This window comes from Mycobacteroides chelonae, assembly GCF_016767715.1.
Lineage (GTDB): Bacteria > Actinomycetota > Actinomycetes > Mycobacteriales > Mycobacteriaceae > Mycobacterium > Mycobacterium gwanakae.
Genome location: NZ_CP050145.1, coordinates 1,068,960 through 1,091,838, shown reverse-complemented (window position 1 = coordinate 1,091,838; position 22,879 = coordinate 1,068,960). Strand labels below are relative to the sequence as shown.

20 protein-coding genes are annotated in these 22,879 nt (G+C 64.5%); 8 read left to right on the top strand and 12 right to left on the bottom strand.

The annotated features are described in order from the left end of the window. Nucleotides 1-64: 64 nt before the first annotated feature. The 6 genes from HBA99_RS05345 to sfnG form a co-directional block, all read right to left on the bottom strand. Nucleotides 65-1,912 (bottom strand): ABC transporter ATP-binding protein/permease, encoded by a 1,848-nt coding sequence (locus HBA99_RS05345; protein ID WP_070951455.1) that lies wholly within the window; start codon nt 1,910-1,912, stop codon nt 65-67. A gap of 22 nt (nt 1,913-1,934) precedes the next feature. Continuing rightward, nucleotides 1,935-3,488, bottom strand: a complete 1,554-nt coding sequence (gene purH, locus HBA99_RS05340) for a bifunctional phosphoribosylaminoimidazolecarboxamide formyltransferase/IMP cyclohydrolase (RefSeq protein WP_070916582.1) — start codon at nt 3,486-3,488, stop codon at nt 1,935-1,937. Continuing rightward, entirely contained in the window at nt 3,485-4,183 is a 699-nt protein-coding gene (gene purN, locus HBA99_RS05335) for a phosphoribosylglycinamide formyltransferase (RefSeq protein WP_078321618.1), read from the bottom strand. The genes purH and purN overlap by 4 nt, the downstream gene beginning before the upstream one ends. Beyond that, the gene (locus tag HBA99_RS05330; protein WP_070950133.1) at nt 4,180-5,493 is read right to left on the bottom strand and encodes a cell division protein PerM; all 1,314 of its coding nucleotides are present in this window, start codon (nt 5,491-5,493) and stop codon (nt 4,180-4,182) included. Before HBA99_RS05330 ends, purN begins: the two co-directional genes overlap by 4 nt. A gap of 27 nt (nt 5,494-5,520) precedes the next feature. Then, on the bottom strand, nt 5,521-6,534 hold the full coding sequence (locus tag HBA99_RS05325; RefSeq protein ID WP_064407951.1) for a DUF5336 domain-containing protein: 1,014 nt from the start codon (nt 6,532-6,534) through the stop codon (nt 5,521-5,523). A gap of 114 nt (nt 6,535-6,648) precedes the next feature. After that, complete coding sequence (gene sfnG, locus HBA99_RS05320) at nt 6,649-7,770, bottom strand: dimethylsulfone monooxygenase SfnG (protein ID WP_070916584.1); 1,122 nt, start codon at nt 7,768-7,770, stop codon at nt 6,649-6,651. A gap of 119 nt (nt 7,771-7,889) precedes the next feature. On the opposite strand from sfnG, the gene HBA99_RS05315 reads away from it, so the two are divergent. Then, a complete protein-coding gene (locus HBA99_RS05315; protein WP_064407950.1) occupies nt 7,890-8,738 on the top strand; it encodes an LLM class F420-dependent oxidoreductase in 849 nt (282 codons plus the stop codon). Here HBA99_RS05315 and HBA99_RS05310 read toward each other — a convergent pair. The 3 genes from HBA99_RS05310 to sucC all read right to left on the bottom strand — a co-directional run bounded on the left by HBA99_RS05310 (nt 8,735) and on the right by sucC (nt 11,709). Then, the gene (locus HBA99_RS05310) at nt 8,735-9,337 is read right to left on the bottom strand and encodes a hypothetical protein (protein WP_070916585.1); all 603 of its coding nucleotides are present in this window, start codon (nt 9,335-9,337) and stop codon (nt 8,735-8,737) included. The genes HBA99_RS05315 and HBA99_RS05310 overlap by 4 nt on opposite strands. 291 nt (nt 9,338-9,628) lie before the next feature. Then, nucleotides 9,629-10,531 (bottom strand): succinate--CoA ligase subunit alpha, encoded by a 903-nt coding sequence (gene sucD / locus HBA99_RS05305; protein WP_030094508.1) that lies wholly within the window; start codon nt 10,529-10,531, stop codon nt 9,629-9,631. Nucleotides 10,532-10,545: 14 nt separating this feature from the next. Next, entirely contained in the window at nt 10,546-11,709 is a 1,164-nt protein-coding gene (sucC, locus tag HBA99_RS05300; protein WP_030094507.1) for an ADP-forming succinate--CoA ligase subunit beta, read from the bottom strand. 422 nt (nt 11,710-12,131) lie between these two features. Between sucC and HBA99_RS05295 the strand changes: the two genes are divergently transcribed. Beyond that, nucleotides 12,132-13,178, top strand: coding sequence for a M23 family metallopeptidase (locus HBA99_RS05295; RefSeq protein ID WP_057963759.1), 1,047 nt, complete (start codon nt 12,132-12,134; stop codon nt 13,176-13,178). A gap of 56 nt (nt 13,179-13,234) precedes the next feature. Here HBA99_RS05295 and pcrA read toward each other — a convergent pair whose 3' ends face one another. Further along, on the bottom strand, nt 13,235-15,622 hold the full coding sequence (gene pcrA / locus HBA99_RS05290) for a DNA helicase PcrA (protein ID WP_057963758.1): 2,388 nt from the start codon (nt 15,620-15,622) through the stop codon (nt 13,235-13,237). A 328-nt stretch (nt 15,623-15,950) separates the two neighbouring features. Here pcrA and HBA99_RS05285 point away from each other — a divergent pair, with 328 nt between their 5' ends. From HBA99_RS05285 to pgi, 3 genes are read left to right on the top strand one after another with little or no spacing between them, the layout of a single operon-like run. After that, entirely contained in the window at nt 15,951-16,241 is a 291-nt protein-coding gene (locus tag HBA99_RS05285) for a chorismate mutase (protein ID WP_057963757.1), read from the top strand. A 33-nt stretch (nt 16,242-16,274) separates the two neighbouring features. Beyond that, nucleotides 16,275-17,114, top strand: coding sequence for a hypothetical protein (locus HBA99_RS05280; RefSeq protein ID WP_070930965.1), 840 nt, complete (start codon nt 16,275-16,277; stop codon nt 17,112-17,114). Nucleotides 17,115-17,156: 42 nt separating this feature from the next. Next, nucleotides 17,157-18,794: a glucose-6-phosphate isomerase gene (gene pgi, locus HBA99_RS05275; RefSeq protein WP_070930963.1), complete on the top strand. Its 1,638-nt coding sequence runs from the start codon at nt 17,157-17,159 to the stop codon at nt 18,792-18,794. Here pgi and HBA99_RS05270 read toward each other — a convergent pair. After that, a complete protein-coding gene (locus HBA99_RS05270) occupies nt 18,791-19,300 on the bottom strand; it encodes a helix-turn-helix domain-containing protein (RefSeq protein ID WP_030094501.1) in 510 nt (169 codons plus the stop codon). The two genes, pgi and HBA99_RS05270, sit on opposite strands and share 4 nt — an antisense overlap. A 129-nt stretch (nt 19,301-19,429) precedes the next feature. On the opposite strand from HBA99_RS05270, the gene HBA99_RS05265 reads away from it, so the two are divergent. Genes HBA99_RS05265 through HBA99_RS05255 form a run of 3 tightly spaced genes read left to right on the top strand, consistent with a single transcriptional unit; the run spans nt 19,430 to nt 22,264 of the window. Next, on the top strand, nt 19,430-20,221 hold the full coding sequence (locus HBA99_RS05265) for an aldolase (RefSeq protein WP_030094500.1): 792 nt from the start codon (nt 19,430-19,432) through the stop codon (nt 20,219-20,221). Then, nucleotides 20,218-21,105 carry a dihydrodipicolinate synthase family protein gene (locus tag HBA99_RS05260; RefSeq protein WP_070920448.1) on the top strand — a complete coding sequence of 296 codons (888 nt, stop codon included), beginning with the start codon at nt 20,218-20,220 and terminating at the stop codon, nt 21,103-21,105. Before HBA99_RS05265 ends, HBA99_RS05260 begins: the two co-directional genes overlap by 4 nt. Nucleotides 21,106-21,127: 22 nt before the next feature. Continuing rightward, the gene (locus HBA99_RS05255) at nt 21,128-22,264 is read left to right on the top strand and encodes a GTP-binding protein (protein ID WP_030094498.1); all 1,137 of its coding nucleotides are present in this window, start codon (nt 21,128-21,130) and stop codon (nt 22,262-22,264) included. On the opposite strand, the gene HBA99_RS05250 is transcribed toward HBA99_RS05255, so the two are convergent. Then, a complete protein-coding gene (locus HBA99_RS05250; RefSeq protein ID WP_070922729.1) occupies nt 22,261-22,812 on the bottom strand; it encodes a CGNR zinc finger domain-containing protein in 552 nt (183 codons plus the stop codon). The two genes, HBA99_RS05255 and HBA99_RS05250, sit on opposite strands and share 4 nt — an antisense overlap. Between the last annotated feature and the right edge of the window lie 67 nt (nt 22,813-22,879).

Here is a 22,879-nt window from a genome sequence, read left to right as displayed (position 1 = left end):
GCCCACAGACGCCGTCACTAGATCAGTCGCGCGGTCGTGACCGAAAGTTCCCGCCCGGCTCGATTCACACCGGCGAGAGCTCCCATGCGCCGCTGCCGGTCAGCTGCAACCGCGACCGGTGGTGACGGTCGATCGTCGACCTGTGCCCCACGCTGACAACCACACAGTCGGGTAGCCGTTCTCGCACCAGCGCATACATCGCATCCTCCAGCCCCTCGTCCAGAGCCGAGGTCGACTCGTCGAGGAACACCACCGTGGGACGCACCAGCAGCACCCTGACGAAGGACACCCGCTGCTGCTCCCCCAGCGAGAGCACGGCGGCCCAGTCGGCTTCCTGATCCAGCCGCTCGGTCAGATGCCCGAGCGAGACATCGCGCAGCGCCTGCTTGAGCTCCTCGTCCGTAACATCTTCCACGGGAAGCGGATACACCACCGTTTCGCGCAGGTTGCCCAACGGCAGATACGGCAGCTGCGGCAGGAACAGGGTCGCCCACCCGTCGGGGCGCTCGACCAGTCCGGAGGCCTGTGGCCACAGCTGCGCCAGGCTGCGCAGCAAGGTGGTCTTCCCACAGCCCGACGGGCCCTTGACCACGACACTGTCACCTGCGGTCAGCGTGAGGTTGAGGTCCGCGATCATGTCCAGCCCCTGCAGATCGCGGACCTGGACATCGGTGAGTATCAGGGCGTCGTCGGAGCCGGCCACATTGATCCGCGGCAGTTCGCGGGCACGATGGTCGCTGTCGAGCATCTGATCGATACGCAGGAGCGCGGCCCGGTAGACGGTGAATTCGTCATAACTGTCTCGGAAGAAGGACATTGCGCCACAGACGTTTCCGAATGCGGCGACGGTCTGCAACAGGTCCCCGACTTTGATTTGGCCGGTGAAGAATCGAGGCGCCTGCACGATGTACGGGATCATGCCGGTGGTCACGTCGCCGATACCGCGGTTCCATCCGTTGAGGCGCAGCTGTGCGTACACGATGCGCCACATGTTTGCGATGATCTCACCGAAACGTGAATGCAGTAGCCGTCGTTCACGTTCGCCGCCCCGGTAGAAGGCCACCCGTTCGGAGCTATCGCGCAGCCGCACCAGTGCGTACCGGAAACTCGCGCTGAACCGTTCGTTCAAGAAGTTCAGCCGCACCAATGGACGGCCGATCCAGAATGCGATGACGGTCACCGTGATCGAGAACACGAACGCGATGAAGACCATGGCTCGGGGTATCTCAATTCCCCACAACAACAGCGGACCCGAGAGCTGCCACAGCACCCCGGTGAACATGACGATCAGCAGTGTCTTATTCACCGCACCGAGCGTCAGATCCACCGATTTGGTGGTGTGCGTCTCGATGTCGATCTGGATCCGCTGGTCGGGGTTCTCCACCGGAACATCCAGAAAACGGTTGCGGTAGAAGGCGTCCTTGCTCATCCAGTCGTCGACGAGCCGCGTGTTGAGCCACACCCGCCACCGAATGGCGAACACCCTACGCAGGAAGAAATCGACCACGGTGTAGGTGACCGTGAGCGCCACGAGAATGCCGCTGATCGCGAATGAGGTGAAGAACGCCTGGCGCGCATCGGCCAATAGCGCCGAGTTGTGGGTGACGAGCGCCTCCGAGCCGACCTGCAGCGCATTCATCAGGTCCTTGTACTGGTACGTGAAGATCACCGTCACGCGTGCCATGTACACCGTGTGCCACATGATGAATGCCAGCAATGCCCACGTGCGCCAACTGTCACGCCCCCGGAAGAAGGGCGCGTTGACTCGCCAGAATTGCTGTCCCCATTGGGTAAACCGGGCGATAGCGAAAGCCACCGCAAGGAATACCACCATGGTGACCGCCCAGGCTTGCAGCGTCCACACCAGAGAGCGCAATGGCTCGCCCGGCCAATCCAAACTGGGCTGAACCATGGGCTCTCCCTATCGTTGCGCCCTAATGGGCGAAGTGACGTGCTCCAGTGGTGTACAACGTGATTCCGGCAGCCTTAGCAGCATCGGTCACCAACTCGTCGCGCATGGAACCGCCCGGATGCACGATCGCTCGAACTCCGGCCTGCGTCAGCACCTCCAGGCCATCCGGGAACGGGAAGAAGGCGTCCGAGGCCGCTACCGCGCCGGAGACTCGATCCCCGCCACGAGACACCGCCAGCTTGGCGGCGTCTACCCGGTTGACCTGTCCCATTCCGACACCGATGGTGGCACCACCGGAGGCCACGACGATCGCGTTGGACTTGACGGCCCGCCCCACCTTCCAGGCAAACGCCAAGTCCGCCAACGTGTCCTCGTCCACAGCGGTACCAGCCACCAATGTCCAGTTGGCCGGATCGTCACCCGCGGCGTCGAGCGCGTCGCGCTCCTGCACGAGCAGGCCACCGCTGATCTGGCGCCATTCGGTGTACCCGGACTGGGGCGGCGTCGCACGCAGCAGACGCACGTTCTTCTTGCGGCTCAGCACCTCCACGGCGCCGTCCTCGTAACCCGGGGCCACAATTACCTCGGTGAAAATGTCGGCGACCCGCTCGGCCATCTCCACGCTCACCTCGCGGTTGACCGCGATGACGCCGCCGAAGGCACTCAGTGGATCGCATTCGTGTGCCTTGAGATGCGCATCGGCGATCGAGATGTCCGACACCGCGATACCGCACGGATTGGCATGCTTGATGATGGCGGCGCAGGCCTTGTCCTGGTCCCACGCGGCGCGCCAGGCGGCGTCGGCGTCCGTGTAGTTGTTGTACGACATCTCTTTTCCGTGCAGCTGCTCCGCCTGCGCCAGGCCATGCCCGGCGGCACCGGTGTAGAGGGCAGCCTGCTGGTGCGGGTTCTCCCCGTAACGCAGCACCGCCGAACGAGTCCACGTGCCGCCGATCCATGAGGGCAACTCGGCACCCTCGGGCTCCGCCACGGATGACAGCCAGCCGGCGACCGCCACGTCATACTCGGCAGTGTGGCGGAATGCCTGGGCCGCCAGAATCTTCCGCGCCTCCAGGGTGAATCCCCCGGCATCGACCGCAGCCAGCACCGCACCGTATGAAGCGGGGTCCACAACCACCGCCACGCTCGGGTGGTTTTTGGCGGCGGCACGCACCATCGAGGGGCCACCGATGTCGATTTGTTCGACGCATTCGTCCTCGGAGGCGCCCGAGGCCACCGTCGCGGCGAACGGGTAGAGGTTCACGACCACCAGCTCGAAGCCCTTGACGCCCAGCTCCTCGAGTTGGGTCAGGTGCTCCTCGCGGCGGGTGTCGGCCAAGACGCCGGCGTGCACATGCGGATGCAAGGTCTTCACCCGGCCATCCAGCACCTCCGGAAACCCGGTGACCTCTTCCACAGGTGTCACCGGAATTGACGCGGCAGCAATGGTTTTCGCGGTAGATCCGGTGGATACCAGTTCCACACCGGCGGCGTGCAGCCCGCTGGCGAGCTCTTCCAGTCCGGTCTTGTCGTAGACACTGATCAATGCCCGCCGTACGGGTCGCTGCGTACTCACTTGATGGAGGCCCTTCTTCCGTTCCAAATCAAACCTCTGGTGGCCACCGCGGCCAGCACATCTACCAGCAGCGCGCGTTCCACTACCTTGATACGTTCATGCAGGCTGGCCTCGTCGTCATCCCCGTGCACGGCGACAGCCTGCTGGGCAAGGATCGGCCCGGTGTCCATCCCGTCATCGACCAGATGCACCGTGCAACCGGTCACCTTGACCCCATGCGCCAGAGCGTCGGGGACGGCATGCGCGCCTGGGAACGACGGCAACAGCGCGGGATGGGTGTTGATGACCCGCCCCAAGAACTGTGAAAGAAACCGTGGCCCAAGTATCTTCATGAATCCGGCCGAGACCACCAGATCGGGCCGGTGAGCGGCCGTGGCGTCGGTGATGGCAGCATCCCATTCTTCACGGGAGTCGTAGTCGGAGAGCCGCACGGTGTAGCTGGGCAGCTGCGCGCCGGTGGCGATATCGACGGCCGCGCATTGCCGGTCGGTGCCTACGGCGACGATCCGGGCCGGGAAGTCATTCGTAGCCGCGTCAAGCAGGGAGCGCAGCAGGCTTCCGGTGCCGGAGGCCAGGACCACGACGCGTGCCGGGGCAGATGGGGCGATCTCAACGGGCGACGTGGGCTCCGAAGAGCCACCCGCACGAGGAGAATCCGACACCGACACGCCGCTGAGCGTAGCCGGACTGGTCACTTGGCCTGTTCCGGAGGGTCGCTGGAGTCACTCTCGGCTTGAGGTTGGGTCCGGGCCTCCGGGTCCGGTTCGCCCCCCACTTCCGGCTCAGGCACCGGTTCCGGCTCTAGCTCCGTTTCCGTTTCCGGTTCCGGTTCTGCTTCTGGCTCGGGCTCTGGCTCTGGCCGTGCCTTAGCCGGAAGACGGGTGGCTCCGCCCAGCATGAACACCGTCAACAGGCCGATGACCAGGAACCAGAAGAACACCCCAGGGCCGAACGTGCCCTGATCGATCCCCAGGCGTCCGAAGTTTCCCAGCTGCCCGCCGGCGAGCTTTCCGACGATCGCCAGGAATGTTGCCGCAAGCAGTGCCGCCGCGACCACCTTGTGGATCGCCGTCGGCCACGGAACGGGCCGACGCGCGCATTGCTGACCGACGGCCACCCCGGACACCGCACCGATGATCATCAGGGCCACCCACGCGGGACCAAGGGGTGGCGTGGGGACCGCTGCCAGGATCGGCACCGCCGGCAGCTGTCCACCGAAAACGGCGAACGCGCTAAAGGCCGCGGTACCCACGTTCGCGCTTGATCCGACCGCCAGTGCGCAGGCACCCAGAATGACGTTGGGCGCGTAGAGGATCGCCAACAGGGTCAGGCTCAGCTGACCCACAAAATCGTTGGTGACCGAGTACAGCTGGTCCATCGTCGCCCAGTGAACCACCAAAGAACCCGCGGTCACCGCCGCAGACAGTCCGAAGAGTGCGAGCACCCCGGCGACAGCGCCGCGGACCGCGTCCATGGGCCATGACGGCAGCTGTAGGAGCGCCGCGAGCCGTCTGCCGACCCGCAGCAATACGCCGGCAATCGCACCGGCGGCATGGACTCCGAGGACAGAACCGAATGCGCGCAAGGCATTCGGTGATTGCAGCTGCGTCAGCACCGTCGATGCGTCATGAATGATCGCCAGCGATATCGCCGTCATCAAGAGCGGACCGGCCAGCGCCGAGGCGATCACCCACCGGATCACATACCAGGAAGCGGTGGGTGCGATAGTCGAGGCGACCGTTCGGGCAACGCCCCAAACCATCGCCGCCGTCGGCAACAGCGGCAGCACCTCGATGACTCGCCCACCGATCGAGATGGGTACCAGGTGGGTGCCCAGCCACATGCTGGCCACCGCACCGAACGTCCCGGTCATGTCGCTGTTGGCAATTACCAACTGCACCAAGACGATTGCCGCAATGACTACCAACGCAACTGCTGACGGGCCAAAGGCAACCGTCAGCAGTGCGCGAGCCTGTGCGGGATTGGCGCGCGAGGTTTGATTCACGCGCCGATCACGGCAGTAAACACAGTCTTAGTTGGAAGGACGCGAGGTGCCGAACAGATCGTCACCGCTGGCAGAGGACGAACCACTGCTAGCGCCCGCGCCGCCCTGCTCGCCTCCGGGAGCCTGACCACTGGCACCACCGAAGGTCGGGTACTGCTGGGTCGGCTGCGAGGATCCGGCCTGCTGGGTCGGCTGCGCTGACGGCGGAGTGAAGCCGGAGCTGCTAAAGCCCTGCGGCGGGGTCGGCGGCGCAGACTGCGGCTGCTGCTGACCGTAGCCGCCGTACGACGGCGGGGCGGCAGGCGCGGGCTGCTGCTGGCCGTATCCCTGAGCACCGGCCTGGCCGTAGCTCGGGGCTGGCTGCTGGCCGTAGCTCTGCTGCTGGCCGTACCCCTGAGCACCGGCCTGACCGTAGCCCTGCCCCTGCTTGGGCAGTTGCTGCTGGGGCTGCTGCTGCGCCGGGGTGTAGTACTGGCTCTGCTGCGGCTGGTACTGGCTACCGAACGGATTGGTCGCGGGCGAGGCAGTCTTGGCCTTCACCACGCCGACCTCGCTGAGCAGGGCATAGACGGCGGCCGCGGCCTGCAGGCCGGACACCACAGCGAGCGTGATCAGGCCCCACCCGATACCGACCTCACCGAAGGCGGCCGCGAACGGGTTGCCGAACAGACCGCCAAGGACAAAGAGGAATCCCACGATCGACAGGATGGCGACGGGCGCCTGCTTGTCGTCCTTGCCGGAGAGGAGCGAGACTCCCGCGGTCAGACCGGCGAGCAACAGCGCGAACTGAGCGAAGCCGAAGACCGGAGACAGAGCCAGGAGGTCGAATCCGCCGAAGCTTCCCGACGTCCCCGAGCTGGCCTTCCCGGTGTAGAACGGCCCGAAGCCGGCAATGAAGCCGATCAGGCTCAGCACCAGGACACCACCGGGCAGGTAAACCCCTAGCGCGCCCGTGTTTGGCTCGGCCACAAAGGACGGGGTGCCGTACGGATTGGACGGCTGCGCGGGCTGGTATCCGGGCCCACCGGTCGAATACGTCATTACATCTCCTACATCACGGTTTCGGTCGTGGTCTCGGGGTGGATCGCCTCCACGCTACTGCACCCGGCGTCGGTACGGACGCAGACAAGGCCAGACACGGCCGAGGCACATCGGTTAGCTCAAAACCGGTACGCGATATTCGCTGTGGGTTTCCTGAACATCGGCTGCCTCGATCTCGCGGACCAGTGGCAGCACCTTGGCGCCGAAGTATTCGATCTCCTCCTGGAAGTGCAGGAAGCCGCCCAGGATCAGGTCCACACCCCGCCTGCGGTAGGCGACGATCCGCTCAGCGATCTGTTCCGGGGTGCCGATGAGCTGGGTCCGGAATCCGTCGTTGTACTGCACCAGATCCTCGAACGAGGAGTCCGCCCACATGCCCTTCTTGTCGCCGGTGGCCGAGCCTGCCTGCTGAACGGCCGCGCGGAAGCCCTCGACGGCGGGGCGATTGGCCTTCGCGACGATTTCCCGCAGGACCTCGCGCGCTTCGGCCTCGGTGTCTCTGGCGATGATGAAACCGTTGAGCCCGACGCTGACTTCGCGTCCGACGGTGCGGGCGTGGTCGCGGACCTCCACGATCTGATCGGTGATACCCGCGAAGTCCTTGCCGTTGGAGAAGTACCAGTCGGAGTAGAGGCCACCGTTGCGCCGCGCGGCCGTGGAGTTGCCTCCTTGGAATAGCTCGGGCGTGTGAAGCGGCTTGGGCTTCAGCGTGAAGTCGTGGATCCGATAGAAATCACCCCGGAAGTCGACGTCATCCTCAGTCCAGATCTTGCGCAGCACCTGGAGGAACTCGCCGCTTCGGCGGTACCTCTCGTCGTGCTCCAGCCACGGTTCACCCAGGTGAGTGAACTCGTCCTTGAACCATCCGGAGACCACGTTGACCGCGAAGCGACCGCCGGATAGATGGTCGGCGGTTGCGCCCAGCTTGGCGAGCACGCCCGGCTGCCAGAGCCCGGGGTGGACGGCGGCGATCACCTTGAGGCGCTCGGTGGCCAGCAGCAGAGCAAGAGAGAAGCTGGTGGACTCGTGTTGGTACTCGGCGCCATAGCTGGCCTCGTAACGCACCTGGGTGAGCGCGTACTCGAAGCCGTTGTTCTCGGCCGTGCGCGCCAGGGTGACGTTGTAGTCGTAGCCCCAGTCGGTGCGCTGCTCGATGGTGCTGGTGACCAGGCCACCGCTGACATTGGGCACCCAGTACGCGAATTTGACGTGGTCAGATATCCGTTCGGTCGTCACGGAGTTATGCAAACAGCGAACCCCGCGGACGGTCATCCGTCTTACTCACCGTGATCCGTTCCCCGCGCCATTTGGGCCCCACCCTCGACAACAAAACTGGAACACGTTCTAATTGGTGGATGGACTACGGCCTCGTTCTGTTCACCAGTGACCGCGGCATCTCGCCGGACATCGCCGCCAAGGCCGCCGAGGACGGCGGGTTCAGCACCTTCTACGTGCCCGAGCACACGCACATCCCCGTTAAGCGCGAGGCCGCCCACCCCGGCACCGGCGGCGCGGAACTGCCCGACGACCGCTACATGCGCACTCTGGACCCCTGGGTGTCCCTCGGCGCCGCGTGTGCGGTGACGACGAAGATCCGGCTCGCGACCGCGGTCGCGATCCCCGTCGAGCACGATCCCATCACCCTTGCCAAATCGATTGCCACCCTTGACCACATGAGCGGTGGGCGGGTCACCGTCGGCGTCGGATACGGCTGGAACACCGACGAGCTGGCCGACCACAACGTTCCCGCCGGCCGTCGCCGCACCATGCTGCGCGAGTACATCGAGGCTATGCGCAAGCTCTGGGAAAACGAAGAGGCCAGCTACTCAGGCGAATTCGTCAATTTCGGCCCCAGCTGGGCCTGGCCCAAGACCGTGCAGAAGCATGTGCCGGTGATCGTGGGCGCGGGCGGCACCGAGAAGAACTTCAAGTGGATCGCCAAGAATGCCGACGGCTGGATGTCCACCCCGCGCGACGAGGACATCACCGGCAAGATCGTGGCACTCAAGGCGGAGTGGGCGGCGGCAGGCCGTGAAGGCGACCCGCTGATCTACGTACTGGCAGGCAAGCCGGACCCCGAACAACTCGCCGCCTGGCGCGAGCTGGGTGTCACCGAGGCGATCTTCGGGATGCCCGACCGCTCCGAGGAAGAGGTGCGGGCGTACATCGAGCGGTTGTCCGGGAAACTGGCCGCATTCGCCTAAGGCACCGAGAACGGCGGCAGCGCGGCGAACTTCTGCTCCACGCTGATGGTTGGCGTCACCCTTGCCACCCATCGCCGCAGGCGCGACAGCGGATGGTCAGGGAACCTGATGTCCCAACGTATTTCGTCGGCGATGTTGTACGGAATGCCCGGCTCCAGATCGGGTGCGTAGGGATGCGGCGGCCACATTTTCGACGACGTACCACCGGCCGCCAACAGCTCCTCGAGCACGGCCGCCTCGCGCACCCCGGTCACCGGCCCCTCCGCGAATGCCCCGCAGACCATCGCATACGAATGCGCGCGGGGAACAACTATCGAGGCCATGAAGGTGAGTCCTTGTGGGGCATCAGTTTTCGGAACCTTCACCACGTAGAGCAGGCCCGGCAATCTATCGACGCCCACGATGTAGGCCTCGATGACTCCTGCGCGTCGCGTGAGCACAGCCTCGACGAGCGCGCGGCGCACCACGTCCAGATCCTCCAACGGCACCGACAGATAGGCGCCTCGCGATTCCGAGACCCAGAATTGATCGCCGGTTGCCGGGTCGTACCAGCCGTCAGCAGTCGGCACCAGTCCGGATGTGTCAAACAAGAGGCCCACGAACCGAGAAGGTAGCCGGTCACCAGGGGTGACAGCGCCCCGTCATCCGATTGTTCATGCGTAAGTCACACAATCTCACTGAACGAAACGCGATATCGTCTGCCAGGAGATTCAGTGTCTTCAGGGGGGCGAATTACCCTGCCGCGGACCAAATTTCACCAACGATAGGCCGAGCGCGAGCGCATACCGTACGCGGCGTCCAGGCCTGAATCAGCTGCACCAGGTATGCGCTCGGCGAAACGACAAGGGCCCCAACCGGAAATCCGGTCGGGGCCCTCGCGTAAGAAGCCGTTACAGGCTCTGCAGGATCTCGCGGGCCAGCTTGGCGGTCTCGGACGGCGTCTTCCCGACTTTCACACCGGCGGCCTCAAGGGCCTCCTTCTTGGCCTGGGCGGTACCCGAGCTGCCGGATACGATGGCGCCGGCGTGACCCATGGTCTTGCCCTCGGGGGCGGTGAAGCCCGCGACGTAGCCGACGACCGGCTTGGACACGTTGGCCTTGATGTAGTCGGCCGCGCGCTCCTCGGCGTCGCCACCGATCTCACCGATCATGACGATGATCTTGGTCTCCGGGTCCTTCTCGAACGCCTCGATGGCGTCGATGTGGGTGGTGCCGATGACCGGGTCGCCGCCGATGCCGATGGCGGTCGAGAAACCGAAATCGCGCAGCTCGTACATCATCTGGTAGGTCAGGGTGCCGGACTTGGACACCAGACCGACCGGACCGGTGCCGGTGATGTTGTTGGGGGTGATACCCACCAGGGCCTCGCCGGGGGTGATGATGCCGGGGCAGTTGGGCCCGATGATGCGGGTCTTGTTGCCCTTCTCGACGTTGTAGGCCCACGCATATGCACTGTCCTGCACCGGGATTCCCTCGGTGATGACAACCAGCAGCGGGATCTCGGCGTCGATGGCCTCAATGATCGCGTCCTTGGAGAACGCGGGCGGCACGAAGGCGATCGACACGTCGGCGCCGGTCTCCTTGATGGCTTCGGCCACACTGCCGAACACCGGCAGCTCGACATCGTTGCCGTCGGCGTCCTTGTGCGACACGGTGGTTCCGGCCTTACGGGCGTTGACGCCACCCACGACCTGGGTACCGGCCTTGAGCATCAGTGCGGTGTGTTTGGTGCCCTCGCCGCCGGTGATGCCCTGGACGATGACCTTGGATTCTTTGTTCAGGAAAATGGACATTGATTCAAGCTCCCTTACTTGCTCGCCAGCTCGGCGGCCTTGTCGGCACCGGCGTCCATGGTCTCGGCCTGGATAACCAGCGGATGGTTGAACTCGGCCAGGATCGCCCGTCCTTCTTCGACCTTGTTGCCGTCGAGACGGACCACCAGCGGCTTGCTGGCCGTGTCGCCGAGGGTCTTGAGGGCTCCGACGATGCCGTTGGCAACCGCATCGCATGCGGTGATGCCACCGAACACGTTGACGAAGACGCTCTTGACCTGCGAGTCGCCCAGGATGACGTCGAGACCGGCGGCCATCACCTCGGCCGAGGCGCCACCGCCGATGTCCAGGAAGTTGGCGGGCTTCACGCCGTTGTGGTTCTCGCCGGCGTAGGCCACCACGTCCAGGGTGGACATGACCAGACCCGCGCCGTTACCGATGATGCCGACCTGGCCGTCAAGCTTGACGTAGTTGAGGTCGTGCTCCTTGGCCTTGAGCTCCAGCGGATCGGTGGCGTCCTTGTCTTCGAACTCGGCGTGGCCGGGCTGACGGAAGTCGGCGTTGCCGTCCAGGGTCACCTTGCCGTCCAGCGCCAGGATCTGGTTGTCGGGGGTGCGCACCAGCGGGTTGACCTCCACCAGGGTGGCGTCCTCACCGACGAACACCTCCCAGAGCTTCTGGATGGTCACCGCGGCGGAGTCCAGCACCTCGGCGGGCAGCTTGCCCTTCTCGGCGATCTCGCGCGCCAGAGCCAAGTCAACGCCCTTGACCGCGTCGACCGGCACCTTGGCCAGCGCGTCGGGGTTCTCCTCGGCGGTCACTTCGATTTCCACGCCGCCCTCGACCGAGCACATAGCCAGGTAGGTGCGGTTAGCGCGATCCAGCAAGAAGGAGATGTAGTACTCCTCGGCGATATCGCTGGCCTCGGCGACGAGGATCTTCTTGACGATGTGGCCCTTGATGTCCAGGCCCAGGATGTTCTCTGCGTGAGTGAAAGCGTCATCGGGAGTGGCGGCGTACTTCACGCCACCGGCCTTGCCACGTCCACCGACCTTGACCTGTGCCTTGATCATCACTGGCTTGCCGATTTCCTCGGCGATCGCCTTGGCATCCTCGGCGGTGGTGGTAACCCGGCCCGGGGTCGTCGGCACGTTGTGCTTAGCGAACAGCTCCTTGGCCTGGTACTCGAATAAATCCATCTAGCTAGCCCATCTTCCTCGTCGAACGTCGGGTCGGCACTATTGCACTAGGGACTGTAGCCAAGGCCACAGCGAGGCCCCTCACTACTTCTGAGTAAGTGGCCGAATTCACCACCTGGTCACCCGCAGAATTCACCCGCTGGCCACCCGCTGGCAGGACTCGAACGCATCTGTAACCGGTTTCAGTTCGGTCACGAGGGCTCGCCATACGGCCGTGATCTGTGGTGAGGTAGCCCCGGCGAGATTCGGCAACGATGCCCGGGCTCGGGAGCCCTATCAGCGACTTCGTGACACAAGTCACATTTATATGCGTTTCCACGCATTGAGTTGCGACTCCCCTTGCCCAACCGTTACCTTCTCTTGGGTTAGATCACGTTTTGGTCACGCTAGGTCGTGACGCCGAACGGAAGACTGGCAGGGTTTTGACACAGCATCGAACGACACGCACGCGTGGTGGTCGGAGCACGGCACCGACCGAGAACGAGATCACCAACATCGTGCCGATCGACGAGTTCGGCCTGAGTGACGCGCTAGAGCGCCCAGAGCTCGAGGACTACGACGTCTACGAGGACGCTCCTGAAGAGGGCGCCGAGGCCGAGCAACAGACCGCTCTCGATCAGATCGAGCAGGACTGGGAAGAAGACACCGACGAGTCCGATCGGATTCGCGCCTCCATCGAGGCCACCGCGGACTGGTTCGCCGCCTCTGCCGCACGCACCAGAGACCCCCGTGACACCCCCACCGACAAGCTGCCCCGGATCAGCAGCGGAGGCGTGCACCGCCGCCGCGAGATCGGCCAGGTAGGCAAGACACGCATCGCCCTGGCGGCCATGGCCGCCGGTGCCGCTGCCGCCGCCGGATACACCGCGCTCAGCGAGCACGATGCCGCGACGGCCGCCGATCACCACAGCCTCGCGCTGGGTAGCTCCGCAGCGGTGATGGCCGCCCACGGACCGCAGTTGATCTCCGCTCCGCTGGCCACCGACGCCTCGGTCACCGATGAGCAGCTGGCGAAGGCCACCGCCTTCGCTTCCGAGCGGGCGGACCGCGAGAAGCGTCTGCTGGCTCCGCGCTTCGTGATGCCGACCAACGGAACCTTCACCTCCGGATTCGGATACCGCTGGGGTGCGCTGCACGGCGGCATCGATATCGCCAACAGCATCGGCACGCCGATCGTGGCCGCAGCCGACGGCGTCGTCATCGCGACGGGCCCGACCGCCGGTTACGGCGCCTGGGTCAAGATCCGCCACTCGGACGGCACTGTGACCCTGTACGGCCACATCAACACGTGGGAAGTATCGGTGGGTCAGCGCGTGATGGCGGGCGATCGCATCGCCACCATCGGTAACCGCGGCAACTCCACCGGCCCGCACCTGCATTTCGAAGTGCTGCTGGGTGGTTCGCAGCGCATCGACCCGCAGGGCTGGCTGGCCAACAAGGGCATCACCTTCAGCCGCTTCGGCGACTGATACACGGCTTTCAACACCGGGTGTGAGCATCGAGGCTCACGCCCGGTGTTTTTGTTCTAGAGCTTCTGGACGGGCGCGAAGTTGTGCATCAGCTTCACACGTCCGTCACTGCCGAAGTCGATAAGCGATGTGGCACTCTCGCCGACACCGGTGACCTCCATGACCTTGCCCAGCCCGTACTTGTCATGACTCACGCGATCGCCGGGCTCCAGCACCAGCAGCGGCTTGGTGCGCTTCTTGGAGGGAGCGCCCAACGAACCGCCGCCACCGCCAAATCCTCCGCGTGATCCGCTAGACCCGTAGCCACCGCCGCCGTAGCTTCCGGAGCCCGTCGCGATACGGCCAGGCAGCGGATCGGTGCGCCGCCAGTCGATCAGGTCTTGTGGAATCTCTTGCAGGAAGCGCGATTCCGGGTTCATCATGGGCTGCCCCCACGATGAACGCACCTTGGCCCGGCTCAGATACAGACGCTGGCGGGCGCGCGTGATCCCGACGTAGGCAAGCCTGCGTTCCTCGGCCAGCTCTACAGGATCTCCCAGGGCACGCATGTGCGGGAACATGCCGTCTTCCCAGCCGGTCACGAAGACCACCGGGAACTCCAGCCCCTTGGCCGTGTGCAGGGTCATCATCGTGACCACACCGGCGGTGGATTCGGGCAGCTCGTCGGCATCGGCCACCAGCGACACCCGTTCCAGGAACGCCTCCAGGCTTCCCGGGGGCGCACCGACATCCTCGTCGTCGACCGGCAGATCCTCGCCGGCCGCCTGGGCGTTGGCCGCATCAGCACTGAATTCGTGTGCAACACTGACCAATTCATTGAGGTTGTCGAGTCGCGCCAACTCTTGCGGGTCGCTGCTGTTCTCCAGCTCATATCGATATCCGGTGTGGTTGAGCACGGCGTCAACCACATCGCCGATATCGGGCAATGCCCCAGGGTCAGTGCGCAACGTGGCGCGAATCTCGTCGAGCATGTCCATGAAGGCGGCAATTGCCTTCTCGGAGCGAGAGTTCAGCATCGCGACCTTGCCTGCCGCGGCGTCTGCGAGCGCTTCTCCGAAACCGATGCCCGCGGTTTCGGCATGCACTGCCACGCACGCCTCGGCCCGATCACCGATACCCCGGCGCGGGGTGTTGAGGATTCTCCGCAGGCTCACCGCATCACCCGGATTGGTCAGCACTCGTAGGTACGCGACGATGTCGCGGATTTCCTTACGCTCGTAGAACCGCACTCCCCCAACGACTTTGTACGGAATTCCGGTTCGAATGAAAATCTCTTCAAGTGACCGGGAGTTGTTGTTGGTGCGATAGAACACCGCGACGTCGCCGTAGTTGGCGTCGCTGCGATCGAAAAGTCCGTCGATCTCCCGGGCGATGAACGACGCCTCGTCGTGTTCGTTGTCCGCGACGTAGCCCACGATCAGCTCGCCCTCACCGGAATCAGTCCACAACCGCTTCTCTCTGCGGTTGGTATTCTTGGCGATAACAGCGTTGGCAGCACTCAATATGTTCTGCGTGGATCGATAGTTCTGTTCCAGCAGAATGGTTTTCGCGTTGGGGTAGTCGCGCTCGAATTCCTCGATGTTGCGAATTGTGGCACCTCGGAACGCGTAGATGGACTGGTCGGCGTCGCCCACCACGCACAGCTCCGCTGGTTCCGGGCTGTCCGGATCAACCGTGCGGTCCACGTGAGCACCCACTAGTTCGCGGACCAACACGTACTGGGCGTGGTTGGTGTCCTGGTACTCGTCAACCAGGATGTGCCGGAACTTGCGGCGGTAGAACTGCGCGATCTGCGGGAACTGCTGCAGCACGGCCACGGTTTCACCGATGAGGTCGTCGAAGTCCAGGGCATTGGCCGCACGCAGGCGCCGCTGATATTCGCCGTACACGTCGGCGACGATTCGGCGCAGCTCACCGGCATCGTCGTCGATGCTGAGGTTGGCCACCGCCTGCTCCGGCGAGATGAGCTCGTTCTTCAGGTTGGAGATGGCGGTGGCCAGCAGGCGTGGTGAGTAGCGCTTGATGTCCAGGCTCATATCGCGCCCGATCATCTGCAGCAGTCGCCGGGAGTCATCGGAGTCGTAGATCGAGAAGTTGGAGTTCAGTCCGGGCAGCAGAGAAGCCTGGTTCCGCAGGATGCGCACGCAGCTGGAGTGGAAGGTCGAGACCCACATGGAGTTGGCACGTCGGCCCACGAGGTTCGCCACGCGCTCACGCATCTCGGCGGCGGCCTTGTTGGTGAAGGTGATGGCCAGGATCTGTCCTGGGCTCACGTCGCGCTCGGCCAGGAGGTAAGCGATGCGACGGGTCAACACCGCGGTCTTCCCGGACCCGGCGCCAGCGACGATCAGCAGCGGCGACCCCTGGTGTGCGACGGCGGCCCGCTGCTGCGGGTTCAGGCCGTCGAGTAAGGCGTCGCTGTGCGAGCTCGAGTCGCTGGGCATGTCGAAGAGCGCGGGCTCGGGAAGGGCCGATGAACCGCTGGAGCGAAGAGAATCAGGTGTAGCCATGACCGATCTAACTTACCGCTGACGAGGGACAATCTTGGCCTGATGCTCTTCGCATCGGCGTTCGTCGCATGTCAGCTACACTCTTTGATGTGCTTGACCACCACGAGCGATTTTTTTACGGGTACCGGACTCCGGTGCCCGTGGTCTAGCCGATTCACGAGCCCCGCAGTCCGCTACCGGACTACGGGGCTCCTCTCTTGTGAGGCCGGATTCCGGGGCGGCATTGCGGATCGAACCGCTCCAAGAGAAAGTGTGAGACAGAATGACTACTCAAATGACCGAGAACGCCGCCAACAACGCTGCCGAGTCCGTGCCGGACATCGATGAGCTGCGCAAGGAGATCGACCGGCTCGACGCGGAGATCCTCGCCGCGATCAAGCGCCGCACCGAGGTCTCCCGCGAAATCGGCAAGGCCCGGATGGCATCGGGTGGCCCGCGCCTTGTGCACAGCCGCGAGATGAAGGTTCTCGAGCGCTTCAGCGAACTGGGCCAGGAAGGCCATACTCTGGCCATGCTGCTGCTGCGTCTGGGTCGCGGCAGATTGGGACACTGATCCGGCGGGGATCGGCGATGAGGGAGGGATCCGTTGAGCGACCAAGACAAGGGTGCGGACAAGCCTGATGCCGCGGACGACGTCGCCGCGGACAAACCCATCCCAGAGGACGGCCCGGCCGGGGATGCTGACCGTGAGCCGGTGGACTACGAGCTGGAGGCGGCCGTGGCCGCCGAGCCAACGCCCACGCGCCGGTTCGTCGCCAGGCATGCCACCAAGATTGTCATCGGGGTACTGGCGGTCTGCCTTGCCGCGGTGACGGCGGTTGCGGCGGGTCTCTGGGTCGAGAACAACCGGACCATCGAGGACACGCCCCAGTCCCGACCGACCGTCAAGCTCGGTGTCCCGCTGGTGAACCCTGCGGCACCCAGCACCAGCACGACGAAGACCACGACGAAGTCGCGGACCCGCACGAGCAGCGTCACCACCAGTTCCCCCAGCACGACTACCAGCGGCGCAGCCTCAAGCTCTGCCACGACGACCACTGCCACCGCAACGACGAGCACGGGGACGGCCACCACCAGCATCTCGGTACCGGGCCCCACCACGTCGTCGGTGCCGCGCGAGGGCACCAAGGAGGAGGAGCGTGAGCTGACGAACGTCCTGAAGGCGTTCTACGCCGCGCTGGGCGCCAAGGATCTCGACGTGCTCAACGCCCTGTCCTGCGTGAAGATCACCGACGAGGACCTCCAAGGCCAGCCCGATGATCTGAAGATCAACGTGGACAAGGTGGAAAAGACGGTCGTGAACGGCGATACCGCCTCCTCTCGTGTGACCATTACCGCGTCGGCTGGCGGGAAGACCGAGACCAAGACCGGTATCGCCGGGTTCGCCCGGATCAGCAGTCGATGGGTGACCTGCGCCAACCAATAGGCAGCACTGCGCCGTCTCAGCCCCACTACTAGGCTCGGTCGCATGACACTCGCAGCGGCGTGGCAGGCACTGGAAACTCATCACAAGCAGATCGCCTCCACCCACCTTCGAGAGTTCTTCGCCGACGACCCGACCCGGGGAAGCGACCTGACTGTGACGGTCGGTGACCTGTACATCGATTACAGCAAGCACCGCCTGACTCGCGAAACCCTTGCACTGTTAATCGATTTGGCCAAAGCGGCCGATCTCGAGGGGCGCCGCGATGCGATGTTCGCCGGTGCGCATATCAACACTTCCGAAGACCGCGCGGTCCTGCACACGGCGCTGCGCCTGCCGCGCGACGCGCAGCTGGTGGTCGACGGGCAGGACGTTGTCGCCGATGTACATCAGGTGCTCGATGCCATGGGCGACTTCACCGACCGGGTGCGCAGCGGCGAGTGGGCCGGGGCTACCGGGCAGCGCATCACCGCCGTCGTCAACATCGGGATCGGCGGTTCGGACCTGGGGCCGGTGATGGTCTACCAGGCACTGCGACACTATGCCGACGCCGGGATCTCGGCGCACTTCGTCTCCAATGTCGACCCCGCGGACCTGGTGGCCACACTCGCCGGCCTGGACCCGGCGACAACGCTGTTCATCATTGCCTCGAAGACGTTCTCGACGCTGGAGACGCTCACCAACGCGACGGCGGCACGGCGCTGGCTCGTGGACGCACTCGGTGAGGACGCCGTCTCCAAGCACTTCGTGGCCGTCTCCACCAATGCGAAGCTGGTGTCGGAGTTCGGAATCGACACCGCGAACATGTTCGGCTTCTGGGATTGGGTCGGCGGTCGCTACTCGGTGGACTCGGCGATCGGCCTGTCCGTCATGGCGGTGATCGGGCGTGAGGCATTCGGTGAATTCCTGGCCGGGTTCCATACCGTTGACGAGCACTTCCGCACCGCACCCCTGACGGAGAATGCGCCAGCACTGCTGGGTCTCATCGGTCTTTGGTACTCGAATTTCTTTGGCGCACAGTCGCGTGGAGTGCTTCCCTACTCGAACGACCTGGCACGCTTCGCGGCATACCTGCAGCAACTGACCATGGAATCCAATGGCAAGTCGGTGAAGGCCGATGGCGCGCCCGTGACCGTCGATACCGGCGACATCTATTGGGGCGAGCCCGGAACCAACGGTCAGCATGCCTTCTACCAACTGCTGCACCAGGGCACCCGGTTGATTCCGGCCGACTTCATCGGCTTCAGCGAGCCCACCGACGATCTGCCCACCGCCGACGGCACGGGCAGCATGCACGACCTGCTGATGAGCAACTTCTTCGCGCAGACGCAGGTGCTGGCCTTCGGCAAGACCGCCGAGGAGATCGCCGCCGAAGGCACCGCGCCTCATGTCGTACCTCACAAGGTGATGCCCGGAAACCGGCCCAGCACAACCATTCTCGCCAGCAAGCTGACCCCCTCGACCGTAGGACAGCTGATCGCGCTCTACGAGCACGAGGTGTTCACCGCGGGGACGGTCTGGGGTATTGACTCCTTTGACCAGTGGGGTGTGGAGCTGGGCAAGAAGCAGGCCATCGCCCTGCTGCCGGTCATCACCGACGACGCATCCCCGGCCCAGCAGACCGACAGCTCCACCGACGCGCTGGTGCGCTACTACCGCGAGGCGCGGGGCCGCACGCGCTAGGTTGCGGCGACGATGACTACCAGCGCCTGCGTCTTGGATATGCGGCGAATCCGGTGGGTCCGGGTGGCGTCGAGGTAGGCACTGTCCCCTTCGTCGAGGACATAACTGACGTCCTCACACTGCAACTCGATCGACCCGCGGTGCACGAACACGAACTCCTGGCCCTCGTGGGAGGACCTGTGTTCGGCGAACTCCGTGGAGGGACTGGCCAGGAACGGCGTCATGATCTTGCCGAGCATCTCGGTGCTCAGCGCATGGAACTTGCTGTCATCCCATTCATCCGCGCCGCGATCCACCACCACGCGGGACTCATGGGCGTCATTGGTGAACAGCCGGCTGACGTCGACCTCAAGCGCCTGAGCGATGCGTATCGCAACGGATACCGATGGCGTGCTGTGCTCTCGCTCAACCTTCGATAGGTAGCTCTTGGTCAGACCGGTGCGGCTGCCCAGCTCTTCCAAGGTCAGGCCACGTTCCCGGCGCAGCGCACGAACCAGCGATGTCATGGGGCCAGTGTGACACGAAGGTTCCTATTCGCCACCGATGACAAACCCGATACAACACTGTTGACCATATGACACTTTGTGTCATATGGTGGTGGTCGAACAGCCCGAGACCAGAAAGGAGCACGGAAAATGGCCACCACACTTCAGGACACCAAGTCGGCTCTGATGAATCGCGCCGAGCGCAGCATGGAGACGCACTTCTCCGACTCGGAATGGACCACACGGCAGAAGGTCGCACTCACCTGCCGCGCACTGTTCGATCGCGGGCATGATTCCGGCCTCGCCGGACAGATCACCGCGCGCGCCGAAGAACCCGGCACCTTCTACACCCAGCGGCTCGGACTTGGATTCGACGAAATCACCGAGGAGAACCTGCTACTGGTCGACGAGGATCTCAACGTTCTCGAAGGATCCGGAATGGCCAACCCTGCCAACCGTTTCCATAGCTGGATCTACCGGGCCCGCCCCGACGTGCAGTGCATCGTGCACACTCACCCGTTCCATGTTGCGGCGCTGTCCATGCTGGAGACACCGCTGGTGGTGTCGCAGATGGATATAGCCCCACTGTATGACGATTGCGCCTTCCTACCCGACTGGCCGGGCGTGCCCGTCGGAAACGAAGAGGGCGAGATCATCTCGGCCGCGCTGGGAGACAAGAAGGCGATACTGCTCGCCCACCACGGCCATGTCGTCGCCGGCGCCTCCGTCGAAGAATCCTGCTCGCTGGCAGTGCTGATCGAGAGGGGCGCCAAGCTGCAGCTCGCCGCCATGGCAGCGGGAACCATTGCCCCTCTGCCCGATCGGCTGGCCCGCGAGGCCCACGACTGGACGCTCACCCCCCGGCGTAGCGTCGCCAACTTTGCCTACTACGCCCGTACCGCGCTCGCCAATCACCCTGCGACCCTGAGGAAGACCGCATGACATCCACGCCACAGTTTCACGGAATCATCGCCTACCCCGTCACCCCCTTCTTCCCCGATGACACCGTGGACACCGATCGGCTCGCCGAACTGGTGTCCCGGCTCGTCGAGGACGGGGTCCACGCCATCGCGCCATTGGGCAGCACCGGCGAATCCGCCTATCTCGAGGAGCGCGAATTCGACGCCGTGGTCGACACCACCGTAGCCGCTGTCAACAAGAGGGTGCCCGTCATCGTCGGCGCCTCGGATCTGACTACCGCCAACACCATTCGGCGAGCCCGGCATGCCCAGCAGGCCGGGGCCGATGCGGTGATGGTGCTACCGGTCTCGTACTGGAAGCTCAGCGACCGCGAGATCGCACAGCACTACGCCTCGGTGGCGGCGGCCATCGATATTCCGGTGATGGCCTACAACAACCCCGCCACCAGCGGCGTGGACATGAGGCCCGAGCTCTTGGTCTCGATGTTCCGCGACATCGACAACTTCACCATGGTCAAGGAGTCGACGGGCGACCTCAACCGAATGCTCGGCATTCAACGCCTCAGCGACGGACAGCTGCCCTTCTACAACGGCAGCAACCCACTGGTGCTCGACGCTCTCAACGCGGGCGCGTCCGGATGGTGCACCGCTGCACCGTGTTTGGCGCCGCAGCCGTGTCTGGATCTCTACGAGGCGGTACGCGCCGGGCGCCATGATGACGCCGCATCGATCTACAAGGGACTCAAGCCGCTGCTGCAGTTCATCGTCGCCGGCGGCTTGCCGACAACCGTCAAAGCCGGATTGGAACTGCAGGGGCGCGCCGTCGGCAATCCGAGACGCCCGCTACTGCCGCTGGATTCCGAGGGGCGCGAGACGTTGAAGGGCATCCTGGCGTCGACTTCTTAATGATAATGGTTATCATTATCATGTGACCACAGCCCCGCTCTTACCCGTAACCGTGCTCTCCGGATTTCTCGGAGCCGGAAAAACCACCCTGCTCAACCACATCCTTGCCAACACCGAGGGACGCCGCGTCGCGGTGATCGTCAACGATATGAGCGAGGTGAACATCGACGCCGCCCTCGTTGCGGGCACCGGACACCTGGACCGCACCGAGGAGCGGCTCGTCGAACTCACCAACGGCTGCATCTGCTGCACCCTGCGTGAGGATCTGATCGAAGCCGTCGGAAACCTGGCCCGACAGAACCGATTCGACCAACTCGTCATCGAATCGACCGGCATCTCCGAACCCATGCCGGTGGCTGCCTCGTTCACCTGGGAATTCGAGGACGGAACGAGCCTCGGGCAGGTGGCCAAGCTCGACACCATGGTGACGGTCGTCGATGCTTCCACCTTCCTGCCCGAGCTGGCCCGCGGCGAGGCCCTGGCCGACCGCGATATGGCCGCCGCCGACGGGGACGCCCGGTCCATCGCCGACCTGCTCACCGATCAGGTGGAGTTCGCCGACGTTCTGATCCTCAACAAGGTGGACCTGGTGAACGAACGGACCCTCGGAATGGTGGAGACACTGTTGCGCCGCCTCAATCCCACCGCAACGATCGTGCGCTCCACTGGCGGCTCCGTCGACCTCGATCTCGTACTACAGACGGGATTGTTCGACCCCGAGCTGGCCGCCCAGGCACCGGGCTGGGACGAGGAAATCGCCGACGGGCACACGCCCGAAACCGAGGAATACGGCATCAGCAGCATGACCTTCCGATCGGACCGGCCGTTTCATCCCCAACGCCTCAACGCGGCACTGGAAGCGCTGCAAGGATTGTTGCGCAGCAAGGGATTCTGCTGGATCGCCAGCCGCCCCGACATCGCGGCGATCTGGTCGCAGGCGGGACCGAACCTGACGATCGAACCCGCTCAGTTCTGGCGCAACACCGAGGTCGCACCGGGGCAGGAGATTGTCTTCATCGGCGTGCGGCTGGACCGGCCGCGTGTGCAGCATCTCCTGGAATCCGCGCTGCTCACCGATGATGAGCTCGCGAGCGGCCCCGAGACGTGGCACAGCTTCCCCGATCCTCTGCCGACCTGGGGTGTCATGCACGCCCACTAACCCCGGCGGCTCATGGCAGCCTTTTTGGCGCGGTTCCCGCAGGTGTTCATGTTGCACCAGCGCCGGTTGTTGGCGCGGCTGGTGTCGACGTAGAGGCCATGGCACTGCTCATCCGAGCATGACTTCACCCGATCGCGATCGGGCCCACCCAGTGTCTCAATGGCATCGGCGGCAATGATCGACAGGGCGTCCGCGACACACTCGCCCTGCCAGATTGCCTCGCCGTTCTCGAACAGCCGGTACGCCTTTCCGTTTCGGGAGAAGGCGTTCAGCGTCCGGGCCGCCGCCGGTGCGATCCTGCCGCCGCCAGCGACCTGCGCACCCGCACGGTGGATGGTCTCGCGAAGCTCCGTCGCGGCTGCCAGCTCCGCGCCGGTCAACGGCTCGTCCGAGAAACTCAATCCGTTGGCCTGCAACCACAGCCCCAGCCGCCCCGGGTTGGTGAGCCGCTCGCTTGCCGCCCCGGCGCGGTCGAAAACCGTCGCGGTGAAACGGAAGGCCAGCACCGCGTTGTCCAGCCGAAACACCACGCGAGGATCCTCTGCCATGTGAACCACACTAACCGGTTCGACAAGGCATCGATGATGCCCTACGGTAGAACCGCCTAAACCGGTT